This window comes from Nocardia sp. NPDC058705 (genome assembly GCF_042749305.1).
Lineage (GTDB): Bacteria > Actinomycetota > Actinomycetes > Mycobacteriales > Mycobacteriaceae > Nocardia.
Genome location: NZ_JBHYRN010000005.1, coordinates 50,823 through 63,269, shown reverse-complemented (window position 1 = coordinate 63,269; position 12,447 = coordinate 50,823). Strand labels below are relative to the sequence as shown.

General features: G+C 67.3%; 11 protein-coding genes. 5 read left to right on the top strand and 6 right to left on the bottom strand.

From position 1 onward, the window contains the following. Nucleotides 1–239: 239 nt before the first annotated feature. Complete coding sequence (locus ACFW6D_RS09275) at nt 240–686, top strand: NUDIX hydrolase (RefSeq protein ID WP_379326418.1); 447 nt, start codon at nt 240–242, stop codon at nt 684–686. A 108-nt stretch (nt 687–794) separates the two neighbouring features. Beyond that, nucleotides 795–2,402 (top strand): ribosomal protection-like ABC-F family protein, encoded by a 1,608-nt coding sequence (gene abc-f, locus ACFW6D_RS09270; protein WP_379326416.1) that lies wholly within the window; start codon nt 795–797, stop codon nt 2,400–2,402. A 171-nt stretch (nt 2,403–2,573) separates the two neighbouring features. Here abc-f and ACFW6D_RS09265 read toward each other — a convergent pair whose 3' ends face one another. Together ACFW6D_RS09265 and ACFW6D_RS09260 are read right to left on the bottom strand one after the other, a co-directional pair. Beyond that, nucleotides 2,574–3,503, bottom strand: a complete 930-nt coding sequence (locus ACFW6D_RS09265) for a hypothetical protein (RefSeq protein WP_379326414.1) — start codon at nt 3,501–3,503, stop codon at nt 2,574–2,576. A 14-nt stretch (nt 3,504–3,517) separates the two neighbouring features. After that, nucleotides 3,518–4,270, bottom strand: a complete 753-nt coding sequence (locus ACFW6D_RS09260) for a hypothetical protein (RefSeq protein ID WP_379326412.1) — start codon at nt 4,268–4,270, stop codon at nt 3,518–3,520. Nucleotides 4,271–4,877: 607 nt separating this feature from the next. On the opposite strand from ACFW6D_RS09260, the gene ACFW6D_RS09255 reads away from it, so the two are divergent. Beyond that, the gene (locus ACFW6D_RS09255; protein WP_379326410.1) at nt 4,878–5,837 is read left to right on the top strand and encodes a helix-turn-helix domain-containing protein; all 960 of its coding nucleotides are present in this window, start codon (nt 4,878–4,880) and stop codon (nt 5,835–5,837) included. A gap of 6 nt (nt 5,838–5,843) precedes the next feature. Here the strand turns inward: ACFW6D_RS09255 and ACFW6D_RS09250 are convergent, their stop codons facing one another. Both ACFW6D_RS09250 and ACFW6D_RS09245 read right to left on the bottom strand, forming a co-directional pair. Next, on the bottom strand, nt 5,844–6,932 hold the full coding sequence (locus ACFW6D_RS09250) for an acyl-CoA dehydrogenase family protein (RefSeq protein ID WP_379326408.1): 1,089 nt from the start codon (nt 6,930–6,932) through the stop codon (nt 5,844–5,846). A gap of 89 nt (nt 6,933–7,021) precedes the next feature. After that, a complete protein-coding gene (locus ACFW6D_RS09245; RefSeq protein WP_379326406.1) occupies nt 7,022–7,930 on the bottom strand; it encodes a hypothetical protein in 909 nt (302 codons plus the stop codon). A gap of 158 nt (nt 7,931–8,088) precedes the next feature. On the opposite strand from ACFW6D_RS09245, the gene ACFW6D_RS09240 reads away from it, so the two are divergent. Together ACFW6D_RS09240 and ACFW6D_RS09235 are read left to right on the top strand one after the other, a co-directional pair. Then, nucleotides 8,089–8,493, top strand: a complete 405-nt coding sequence (locus ACFW6D_RS09240; protein WP_379326404.1) for an HNH endonuclease — start codon at nt 8,089–8,091, stop codon at nt 8,491–8,493. 129 nt (nt 8,494–8,622) lie between these two features. After that, the gene (locus ACFW6D_RS09235) at nt 8,623–9,417 is read left to right on the top strand and encodes an SAM-dependent methyltransferase (protein WP_379326402.1); all 795 of its coding nucleotides are present in this window, start codon (nt 8,623–8,625) and stop codon (nt 9,415–9,417) included. A gap of 109 nt (nt 9,418–9,526) precedes the next feature. Here the strand turns inward: ACFW6D_RS09235 and ACFW6D_RS09230 are convergent, their stop codons facing one another. Both ACFW6D_RS09230 and ACFW6D_RS09225 read right to left on the bottom strand, forming a co-directional pair. Continuing rightward, nucleotides 9,527–10,837: a DUF1254 domain-containing protein gene (locus tag ACFW6D_RS09230; RefSeq protein ID WP_379326400.1), complete on the bottom strand. Its 1,311-nt coding sequence runs from the start codon at nt 10,835–10,837 to the stop codon at nt 9,527–9,529. A 238-nt stretch (nt 10,838–11,075) separates the two neighbouring features. Further along, nucleotides 11,076–12,338, bottom strand: a complete 1,263-nt coding sequence (locus tag ACFW6D_RS09225) for a lipase family protein (RefSeq protein ID WP_379326844.1) — start codon at nt 12,336–12,338, stop codon at nt 11,076–11,078. Between the last annotated feature and the right edge of the window lie 109 nt (nt 12,339–12,447).

Genomic DNA, 12,447 nt, shown 5'->3' with positions numbered 1-12,447 from the left:
CACTCAGCGGACTGTTCTGCCCTTCGACAAATTCGTCGCCACATCCGGCCTCTCCCCCGAACGAACACTTGGTTCCACTGTACGAGAAACCATTTCGTACCAGGAGGTGAAAACCGCACCTACTCTGCTCCGATTCGCCCACGCCGGAAGGACCCGGCAAGTACCGTAGCCGCCGACTACACTCGCCGGTTCCCGCGTTGTGTAGCAATCGGTGTCGGTGTTGAGAATTGGTGAAACCCATGGTATCTGCGTCAGAGCTGGAAGAATTGTCCCGCCGGGCCGAGATCGACGGCACCGCGCCCAGAGTGGGTGTCATCATCGATCGCGGCGGCCAGATACTCCTACTCGAACGCCACGACAGTGGCCCGATCAGAGCCACCCTGAAGCTGCCCGGCACCACCGTGATGCCGCGGGAATCGCTCGCCGCGGCGGTCAGCCGAGGCGTACACGAGGAAACAGGGCTGATCGTCACCGGAATCCGCCACCACGTCGGAGACTTCGACTACCTGTCCCCCGACGCGCGCCCGGTCCGCCGCCTGCATTTCGCGGTGGACGTCGCGGCGACCGCCCCGATCCGCCTCACCGTCCATGCCCGCTACGTCTGGGCACCGCTCGACGGCGACCTGCCGGTGACGTCCTCCATCCGCCACATCCTCGACACTTACCGCCACCTCGTTCACGGCTGATATCCCGACCCGATCTCGTTCGAGTCGGGTTATCAGCCCCTCGCGCGCGGTGGCTGTGATCAGGTGATTGTCGGCTTGATACCGTGGTGCGACAGTTCGGAGAGAGCCATGCCCACCCAGATCACCGCGCTCGCGGTCAGTAAGTCTTTCGACGGCGATCCCGTGCTCACGGATGTGACGTGTTCGCTCGAGGTCGGCGAGCGGACCGGGATCATCGGCGAGAACGGGTCCGGCAAGACCACGCTGCTGCGTTTGTTCGCCGGGCGGGTGCAGCCCGACAGCGGTGAGGTCGTGGTCCATGCCGAGGGTGGCGTCGGGTACCTGGCGCAGGACGAGCAACTCCCCCAGCACCTCACCGTGCAGCAGCTCATCGATCAGGCTCTCGCCGAGCTGCGGGCTGTCGAAGCCCGGATGCGTCGCCTCGAGGTCGCGATGGCCGACGGCGACGAGTCCGGAATCGACGAATACGGTGAACTGACACTACTTTTCGAACATCACGGCGGCTACGACGCCGACGCGCGCGTGGAACAGGCTTTCCACGGGCTGGGTTTGGATCTGGTGGATCGCGACCGCACGATCGGCGAACTGTCGGGCGGCGAACAGGTCCGGCTGCGTCTGGCCGCGGTACTGGCGGCAGCTCCGGAAGTGCTGCTGCTGGACGAACCGACCAACCATCTCGACGACGTCGCCCTGACCTGGCTCGAAGACCACCTCCTCGCCCGGCGCGGCACGACGGTGGCGGTCTCGCACGACCGGGCCTTCCTCGAACGCGTGACAACCAGCCTGCTCGAGGTCGACGCGGACCGGCAGCGCGTGGTCCGCTACAGCGACGGTTACCCCGGGTTCCTGGCGGAAAAGAAGGCCGAACGAGCACGCTGGGTGCAGGCGCACGCGCAATGGCTGGCCGACACCGATCGCTACCGCGAGGCCGCCGACACCACGGCCCGCCGGGTCGCCCCTGGCCGGGGGATGGCCGACAACAACAAGATGGCCTATGGTCGCGCGGGCGGTCGGGTGCAGCAATCGGTGTCCAGCCGGGTGCGCAACGCACAGGAACGCCTGCGGCGCCTGCTCGCCGACCCGGTCCCGGCACCGCCGCAACCCCTACGTTTCGCGCCGACCCTGACGACCGCCGGAACTCACGAGACGATCCTCGAGGCCACCGACATCTCGGTCGCGGGCAGGCTCGAGCCGACCAGCCTGACGCTCGGTGCGGGCGACCGTCTGCTGATCACCGGCCCGAACGGCGCGGGCAAAACAACCCTGCTGCGCACGCTGGCCGGTCAACTCGCACCCGACACCGGCACTGTCACCAAACACGGCAAGATCGGCTATCTCGCCCAGGAACCACCGCCCGCCGTCCGCGGCCGCATGATGTTCGTCGCCTTTGCACGCGACCGCCCCGGCGACCCCGAATTCCACGGCAACCAACTGCTCTCACTGGGCCTGTTCGACGTCTCCCAATTCACGACCCGGGTCGAGGACCTGTCGACCGGCCAGCGCCAGCGCCTCGCCCTGGCCCGCCTGGTCACCGAACCCGTCGATGTGCTGCTCCTGGACGAGCCGACCAACCACCTGTCACCGGCCCTGGTCGAGGAGCTGGAAACCGCCCTCGCCCATTTCCCGGGAGCCATCGTGATCGTCAGCCACGACCGGCGCCTGCGCAGCCGCTGGGAAGGCGGCCACCTCGCCTTGCGCGCGTCGGTCGCTGTCTGAACTGCGCTGGGCACAACACCTTTCGGTGTCACCTCTCCGGTCGGCTGCCATGACCGTGCTCCAGGGGCGAGCACCTGCTCTACCCGCCGACGGTCCCGGCGCATCTAGGACGGCAGCGGCACTCGTGGAACCTTCCGTCGCCGCGCCGACGTAGAACGTGGCTTGTCACGCTCATCTGCGCCTCATCGCCGCCCTGGCCGCACCCGTACTCCCGATGATCAGAAGCAGGGCGGTGAGTGCCCAGCGCCGCTGTTCGAACACCACCGGCTGGGCAACCACTGCCTCCGGTTCCTTCTCGGGCTGGGAAAGCAGTTTCGCCGGCGGCGAGACCGGTACGGGCGGGCTCGGTGACGGTTCCGCGGGCGATGGAAGCGGGGTCGGTGCGGGGGTGATCGGCACGCTCGGCGATGGTGCCGGCGTCGGCAGGGGTTCCCGGGTCGGTGCTGGTTCGGGAGCAGGTGGCAGTGGCGGCGGGGTCGGCGACAGTGGCGGCGGCGCAGGCAGCGGCTTGGGCGGTGTGGGAGCAGGTAACGGGACCGGCGGCGCCGGGACGGGCAATGGGAGCGGCGGCGGAACAGGCGCTTCCGGTCCATCGAACGGGCGGGCTGGGGCGGGCAATTCCAGACCGCCGAGGGGCGGGACCGGCGCTGGGGAGATCGGCACTTCGTACGAGTGATCAGGGACAGGTATCTTCGGCCCCTCGAGTAAAGGAGCATCCGGCTTCTCGAATGTCGTTGTCGGCGTGGGCATCTCCGGCAGAACGGGCCGTTCGCCCTGATCCGGGAGCATGGGCTCCACGAACGGTCGCTCGGCGCCGGGGGCCTCCGGTTCCTCGAGCGGGGGAACCAGCCGTGGAACCCCGCCCGGTGTCGTGGTGCCCGGCTGTGCGCGAGGCGTCTCCAGAGGTTCGGTCGGGACCGTGGTCGGCACGACGACACTCGGCTGTTCGACCGACGGGGGCGGTGCGGGGTTGATCGTCAGGAAGAGCGACGGTCGCGGTTCCTGCGGGCGACCGGGCACGGTGGGCCCACCGGGAACGGCACCGACCGACCCTGGCGCGAACAGGCCGACTCCCGCCAGCGCGGCAGCCCAGATCCCCACCCGTACAGTCTTTTTCACCTCAGTTGTGCCAGCACCGCGTCGAAGGCCGTCGGCGCGACAGCCGCCGCCCGGCCATAAGGGTTCTGCAGTTCGAAGATGGTGAAGATCATGAACGTCACCACCGCCGCGAAACTGGACACCACGATGACGTGCACGCGCGCGCTGGTGCCCGCGAACAGCAGCGACAAACCCACCGACAGAAGCGCGCCGAGTGCCAGGGCCAGCCACATCATCGGCGACAGCGTGCTGCCCGCGGCTTCGATCCTGACCTGCCTGGCCTCGTAGACCTCCCACAGCCGGTCGGCTGCCGCGATCTGACGCGAGCGTTGCCATTCGTCGGCGGCGGGGGTCGCGGCGATGGCGGGGCGCACCGCCGACAGTTGATTCCACGCCGTGTCGTCGACGACGGCACCGGCGGTCATCGCGGGCCACTCGATCTCGATCACCTCGCCGGTGTAGGCGTGCACGGCGCTGGTGACGGTGCTGCGGGCCGGTTCCGACAGCGCGTCGCCCGCCCACTGCAGGGCGAGCAATCGGTCCGCTTCGTCCGATGCGGCCTTGGCCGCGCCCGCGTTGGTGTCGAGCACGCCGATGAGCAGGAACGACGCCAGCACCACCTGCAGTCCACCCACGAGGGTGAAGACCTGTCCCACCGACTCGTTGGTGGACTCCTCGTCGCGGCCCTTGCCCCGCCTGCGCACGAAATAGGCGGCGGTCCCGGCCAGTCCTGCGGCAACGATCACCCACAGCAGTGCTTCCCAGAGCATGTCTCGGTAGTCCTTCGTCGTCGAGGTGGGCGATGATGCGCGCCGGAAATCGGGGAGAACACGGTGACTGTCGACCACGGAACAGCAAGGGGGCCAACGATGTCGAGGTTAGGCCGCCGCTGCGGCGACCGCAATGACCAAGCAAACCGTGGGCGAGGTCCCGCGATGCCCACCGGACGACGGGATCGGCAGGCGGGACCCGCGTTCGGAGCCGTCGACAGCCAGCCCCTCGCAGCCGGTCCTGGCACGACATCCCGGCGAACCTGGCACGGAATGCGAGTGTCGTCCACACGGCGCCGAAGAGATCCACCGGTCTGGTCCGCGTCATCGAATTGCACTGTTATCCTTGCTCTTTCGAGAGCAGTTCCAGTTGTCGACAGGTGCAGGCAACCGGTGACGGAGACGCGTCCCACCCCGTTTCCGGCGACCGCGCACCCTTGCGCGGAGGTGGGATATGCACGGCGAGGCGGGCGCGCACACGATCGGGACCGAACAGCTCTCCGGCCGATTGACAGTCGATCGGAAAGCATCGACACGACAGAAGTCCGTTTTGTTCGATATGGGGCAATCTGCGAGCGAACTGATCCAGCCGGAAACCGTCTGCCCGATGGACCGACCGGGCCCGGCCGATGATCGCGGAGTGATCCTGCGGGGGTCACGCGATCTGCAACGGGTGGCGTTCGGTTGCCACCTCCGCGCCAAGGAGGATTTCGCCGCCACACTGTGGACCTCGAGCACCGGGTCGGTACTGGTCGCCCGGCTGCGCTCCTCCGACATCACCGCCGAACGCGGAACCCGCACCGCCCCCGACCATTACAGCCACTATCTGCAACTGGGCTTGGTCCTCACCGGCCGCGCCACCCTCGAACAACGCGGCCACCGGTCGACCGCGGTGGCCGGGGAGGCGTTCGCGCTGTGCCTCGACAGCCCGTACCGAGCGGCACTCACACGCCGCGACAACCCCTCCACCGATGTCCTGAACCTCTACCTGCCGGTCGATTCGCTGACCGCGTGGGGCCTCGACGCCGCCGCGGCAGGTGGCCGGTCGTGGCCGTTGTCGCGGGCAGCGGTGTCGGCCCTGATGTTCGCTCGCGATATAGCTTGTGGCGCAACGAGTCCGGGCCATCTGCGGATAGTCGCGCGCATCGACGAGATCATGTTCCGGGCGGCGGTGGTCGCGCTGCTCGAACGCGATCTCGCTGATGCGACAAGGGAACTGACGGCCGAGGACGTGCTGCGCCGCCGGGCGGCCGATTTCATCGACCGCAATTTCGCCGATCCGGCGGTGAACCCGGACGCGGTCGCGGTCCGGTTGCACGTGAGCAGGCGAACGCTGTTCCGCGCGTTCGAACTTCAGGGCATGTCCGTGGGGCGGCTCATCCGCTCCCGCAGACTGGCCGCAGCCGCGAGTGCCCTCGGTGACGGCACCCGCAGCCTGCGCGACATCGCCGACAGCTGCGGTTTCCGCACGGTCGACCAGTTCTCCCGGGCCTTCCGCGCCAAGTACGGGGTTACCCCAGCGGCCTACCGCACCGCACGTCGCCGCGATGCCATGGCGGGGTGGTGACCGAGGTCAGGGACTCGGCGCGACACCGAGCACCTCCCGGCCGATCTCGCCCGCGAGCACCTCGGTCGAATACGCCATGAGTTGGCCCGCCTCGGCATCGCGCAGGTGTCGCTGAATCGGCGACCCCCGCAGATAACCCGACGCGCCACCCACGCGCACGCCCAGCTGCGCGACATCCACGGCCACCTTGTTCGCCAGATACTTCGCCCGCGACAGCGTCGGGAAGAACGCGGGGTTCGCGCTGTCGGCTTCGCGCAGACCCTGCTCGTAGAGGGCGTGCGCGGCGACGAGCCGGATCTGCACGTCGGCGACCTCGTGCTGCACCCACTGCTGGTGGGCCAGTGGATTTCCCAGGATCATCCGCGACCGCGCGTGCTCGACCAACGCGGCCAGCGCCGCGTCGGCGACGCCGAGGGAGATGGCGGGCAACCCGGCCGGGATCGCCGCGAAATCGCCCGGTCCCGGTGCGCGACCGCGGTATTCGGCGCGCAACACGGTGTTGTCGAAGACCAGCAGTTGACTGCGGGTCGCCCGCAAACCGAGGGTGTCCCAGATCGGGATGATCGAGACGGACTCGTCCGGAACCACCCCGAAGAACGTCGGCGCCTCCTCGACCAGCGCGTTCACCAGCAGGTAGTCCGCGATCTCGCTGCCGGAGACGAACCGTTTCGCCCCGGTGAGCGACCAGTCGCCCGCCACCGGTTCGGCCACCTGCTGCGGCTGCAGAAAGCGGTTCCCGCTGCCCGGTTCCGACAGGGCGTTGGCGAACCGCTTACCCACAAGGAACTCGTCGGCGAAAAACGAACTGCCGGTCAACTCCGCCAACCCGACGCCCGCACCGACGTGCATCACCCAGATCGTCGCGATGGACGGGTCCGCCTTCGCCAGCATCCGGACCACCGCCCCGAACGACTGGTAGCTCAATCCGAACCCACCCAGCCGCCGGGGCAGCACCGCCCTGTCCACCTCCGCGTCGTGCAGCGCGGTCAATTCCTCGACCGGAATCTCGGCCCGCTCGTCGTAGCCTGCCGCGTCGGCGGCGAAACCCACCACCAGCTCGGCCACCCGATCCAGGATCTCCTGCTCACTGATCACGAATTACCCTCCACTCGAACGGGATTCGACCACCACGACGAAGACCGCAGAGATCATCCGATCAGGATACGCAGTGCAGGGCATCGAGCTCAGTTCAGCGCGGAAGCCTTGTCGTTGCGCAGAACCTTGGTGTAGGCGGCGTCGGTGGACAGGCTCCACTGCGGGCCGACGAAGACGTTCTCGGCTGCCGCGTCACCGTAGAGCTGGTACTTCAGCCAGTTGATGATGAGCGGGTGAAAGCCGTTGTCCGCCTTGCCGACCGACAGGTGGCCCTCACCGCCGAGTTCGGCGAACCAGGCGGGCACCTGCGTGGTGCGCTTGTACTGGTCGAGGACCCACCCCGGGCGCACGATGTTGTCCTTCTCCCCCGCCAGGTACAGGGTCGGCACACGCAGCTCGTCCTGTTGGTTGCCCGGGCCGGGCTGGATCGCCAGGACCGTGCTCACGATCTCGTTCGAGCCCGAGTTCACCGCGGCGAGCCCGCCCTGGGAGTGGCCGGAGATGGCGATCTTGGTGGTGTCGATCTTGCCGAAGTAGACACTGTCGGCCTTGTCGTTGGCCGCGATCAGGGTGCGGGCGCCGTCGAGCACCTTCTTGCCGCCGTCGAGGTTGGACTGGGTGGTGTTGGCCGCGGCGACGATGAAACCGGCCTTGGCGAGATTGCGCAACAACCCGTCGTAGAAGGAGACCTTCGCGCCGGTGCCGTTGCCCCACGCCACCACCGGGTACTTGGCGTTGCTGAGGGTGCTCGGCCGGTAGAACGTGGTTGTGGTGGTCTTCTCCACGGTCACCTCGGCGGTCGAGCCAGGCCCGTCCAGCTCCGGGGCGTCCTCCTCGATCGGGGCGTTCTCGGCGCTGGTCGGCGCGGCCGAACCGCTGCCCGCGCTGCCGGAATCACCCGACCCGGAGAAGGGCGAGGCGCCGGCTTGCAGCGAAACCGACCCTCCGATGAGCGCGACCGCGGCAGCGGCGGCGATGACGATGCGACGAATATGCACAGAATTTCCTTCCGGTGAGTGAATTCGGCTCATCGTCACGGCCGCGAGCACCGGGTTCGCCGCATTGCCCGGTCTTCGATCTCCGATCTCAGGAAGCGGAGGAATTCGCAGTGGCGCGTCACTGACCTGCCGCCGCGCGACGCGTAATGTCACCCCTCATGCCGACCGGCGGTAGTAGACAAGTCCGCGCCGCGCGCAAACGCAAGAAGCGCATGGCCAACGCCACCCACGACCTCACCGACGCGCAATGGGACGCGCTCAAAACGTCATGGGGCGGATGCGCCTACTGCGGCGCACCCGCCCCCTCCCTGCAAAAGGACTGCGTCCAGGCCATCTCCCGCGGCGGCCGCTACACCCTCGGCAACGTCGTACCGGCGTGCGGGTCGTGCAACGCCAGCAAGTGCAACGCCGAGGTGACCAGCTGGCTGCGCCGCAAGAAACTCGACGAGCGCTCGTTTCTCGTGCGCCACTACGAGATCGCGACCGAACTCACCGCCCGGTTCGCTCAGAAACAGCCGCGCGGCGCGGAGTGTTCTGATGCTCCTCACCATGAATTCGATTGACGTACAGCAGCATTCGACGGACACAACAGGCGAGATACCCGCGCGGCCCCTAGTGTGGAAGCGGCTCGGTTCGAGTGAGATCGTGCCTGTTCGGGCACAACAGGGCTGGGCGTGGAGGAGGGGACTCCCGTGACAGAGCAAACGGACGCGTTCGACGTGAACACACCGAGTATCGCGCGTGCCTATGACGCGGTACTGGGCGGCAAGGACAACTACCAGGCAGACCGTGCGGTGGCCGACCACCTGCGCGCGACATTGCCGCAGATCGGTGAACTGGCCTGGCTGAACCGGGCTGTCCTCGGGCGAGGCGTGCGCTATCTCGCCGAAGAGGCGGGGATCCGGCAGTTCCTCGATCTCGGCGCCGGCCTGCCGACCATGGAGAACACCCACCAGGTCGCCCAGAGTGTCGACCCGCAAGCCAGGGTGGTCTATGTCGATATCGACCCCATTGTGCTGGCGCACGGGCGGGCGCTGCTCGCCACCAACGACAACACCCGGGTCGTCACCGCCGACCTGCGCGATTCGAGCACGGTGCTCGAACTGGCCGCGGTACGGGAAATGATCGACTTCTCGGAGCCGGTCGCGATCATGCTGGTCGGGATGCTGCACCACCTGCACGATGACGAGGATCCGGCGGGCATCGTCAAGGCGTACCTGGACGCGGTGCCGTCGGGCAGTTATGTCTTCATCACCCACTTCTGCGATTCCGGCGACGAAGCCCGCGAACTCGAGAAGACCTTCCTGACTTTCCTCGGCACCGGACGCTTCCGCACCACCGACGAACTCAGCGAGTTCTTCGTCGGCCTGGAAATGGTCGAACCGGGCCTGGTCTACCTGCCGCAGTGGCGTCCCGACCGGATCGTCCGCGACAAACTCACCCTTCCTGAACGCCTCATGGTCGGAGCGATCGCCCGCAAGCCATGAGCAAAACCCGGCCGCCCCGAATACTCAGGGCGGCCGGGTACGTGCGCAATTTTTCCGCCGGTTTCGGAGTGGACCGGTGACTGAGCGGATGCACCGATAGCGTGACTTGTCAGGACACTCTGTGGACCGGCGGCGGGGTCCAGGTTCCGTCGAGGGCTGCGGCGTCGGGCGCGTAGAGGCGCAGGGTGATGCCCATGGGGGCACTCGGCGCGGGGAGCCAGTTCGCTACGCGGTCGGGGCCGGGGTTCTTGTGTGAGATGTAGATGTCGAGCGATCCGTCAGAGTTGTAGTTCAGCGGATCGCGGTCGCCGAGGGCGTAGCGGTCCAGTTCGTTGGCGATCTGGAAGCCCTCGAGGTCGTACATGGTGACCGACCAGAATGCCGCGACCGGCGGTAGCTTGTCGGCGTCGAAGTGGAGTACGTAGTCGTCGTCGCCGACGAGCGGGTTGCCCGCGGCGTCGCGAACCAGCAGCGGGTAGATCGCGTCCTCGGCGGGGTTGGCGCCGAGGCCGATCAGGGTGACCGCCGACCTGCGGAAGTAGTCGTTGCCGTAGACGCCGATGGTGTACAGGATGCTCATCCAGCCGTCGATGGGCGGAATCATCGTGGTTCGCGCGGCGAGCAGGTCGGCGCGCGCGGCGCTGACGCCTGCGTCGATCTCGGCGAGGTCGGCGGCGGAGAACCGCTTCGCGTCGAAGTCCTGACCGACAACGATACCGAGCAGCGAGATGCGGGCGAGAATGGAGAAGTCCGTCGCGTGCGCGGGGATCGTCTTCAACACATTGGCCGCGTGGCCGAAGAACTCCGTCGCGGGCATCTCGTTGACCTGGCGGAGCGGTTCGATCTCGCTGACCAGGGCCGGATCGGCGGTGAACGGCGTCCGGTCGCCGAGTGCGGTGATCCGCAGTCCGTTCTGGAACTCGTTGACCGATGCGTAGTCGTCGGGGCCGTTCGCCTGGGTTCGCCCGATCACCCACACGATCGGGGTCGGCGCCTGGATCACCGGGATGCCCGCGGGTAGCTCTCCGCTATAGCTCGGCCCGACGACGACATAATCCTGGGCCTCGGTGCCGGTCGTCCGCTTGCCGGGGGTGGCAAAGGCGTCCGTCCAGGCGTCGAGCATCGGCATCATGTAGTACCGGCCGTGGCTGTCGGGAATGTGGATCTGGACCGGCCCCTCGGTGAGATCCAGCCATGCCGACGAGTACAGCGTGTCGAAGTTCGGGCGCACGACCGCGCGGAAATCGACATCAGGCAATTCGTACATGTGATGGAACTGGTTCGGCGGTCCGAAACCCGGGGTCTTCCCGGCCGGGGAGTTCGTCTGCTGCCGACGAGTGACATCCATGGTGACCAGTGAGTAGAGGTAGACATACGCCTCGTAGCTCAAGGTTTTCAGATCGCTGGACAACACGCTCATCACGCCTCCGTTGCAGATCATGGTCCCGGTGGGGTCGGCCGCATCCATCGTCGGTGCCGACGCCGTGCGAGACATCACCCGTAGGGGATGAATTGCGCGGTTCCGAATCGACGGACCACAAGAACTGTCACTGTGAGGTGTGCGCAAGGACTGCAGCCAGCTCCGCGCTATCGAGTCCGCGGTGAAAGACGCGGCGGCGTCCATCTCTCGCCAGCTCGAACTACGCGACTCCTGAGTATCAGGCTGCCTTCCCCATCTGGTGACGTCCGCGCGAAGCGATCGGCGCACCGATCAGCGGCCGCCCGGTCGCTACCGCCAGCGCCGTACCGACAACCCCCATCAGTCCGCGTCGGCTCGGCGCAGAGATGCTCGACGACAGTACGGTTCGCGTGCTCGGCGCAGCCAAGGGCTCACCGGCGAGGCGGTCCGACAACCAGCTCAGGCTCAGTGGGGTGGACAGCGGAAGCAAGGTGAAGTGGTCACTCAAGCGGTCGCGCACGTAGGTGACGTGGGTGCCCGCATCCCGATACCGTTCGACCTGCTCGTCCACGCTGCCGCAATAAATCACCTGATCATTGACCGGCTGCATCACCAGCAGCGGACAGGCCGGGGCGGACATCCCCAACCGCAGATCGTCGAGCACCGCGCGAACCTTCGGCTCGGCGAGAATCTCCGCGAGCGGGCGTCGCAGGTGGTCGTCGAGACGCTGCCCCGACATGCGCAGCAGCGCGACGATCGGCGGTAGCTTTTCGACGGCTGCCAGCAACGCCTGTCCCCCGGGCAAGATGTCGGCATCGAGGGCGGCGTCGAGGTCCGGATAGAGCCGACGCAGTGCCGCCACGACCATCAGCGGAAAACCGGAGAATCGGCTGCCGTGCAGCCGAAGGAACACCGCACCGGGGTCGCCTACCGGTGCGCCGAGCACCGCACCGACCAGGTTCAGCTCGGGGGCGTAAGTCGGCGCCATCTCGGCGGCCCACGCGCTGGCCATGCCCCCACCCGAGTACCCCCACAGCGCGGTCGGCGTTTGCGGACCCAGCCCGAGCGGCGCGAACGACAGCGCGGCCCTCGCCCCGTCCAAACTGCGATAACCCGGCTCCCGTGGCGCGCCGAAACTTCCTTTCATACCACCGTGATCGGCGATACCGACCGCCCAGCCACGACGAAGCGCGTTCGCGATCAGCGGCCATTCGAGGGGGGTGATCGAACCCGGCGCCCGCGTGTGGTGGCGCAACACGTACGACGGCGCGCACCGTTCGGTCACCGAGTCGATCGCGGACTGGAACAACAACAGCGGTCGGTCCTGATTCGGGACAGCCCCATCGGGGAGCACGACGGTTGTTATCGCGACTTCCGCCCGGCCGAAAAGGTCGTTGCTGCGGTAGGCCAACTGCCAGGCTTGAACCCGTTGCCGAACGGATCCGAACAGTGACAGTTCGACACGTCTGCTCCGGATCAGCGAGCCCGGTGCGTAGGCGGCGATATCGGTGGGACAGCGCATGAAGGGGTCGAGGGAAAGGAGCTGCGGGACATCGCGATGATCAGTTTCTGACACGTTTCCACGGGTCTTCCTGGATTCGATAAACGAGCTGTGCGATATCGGAGCCCAG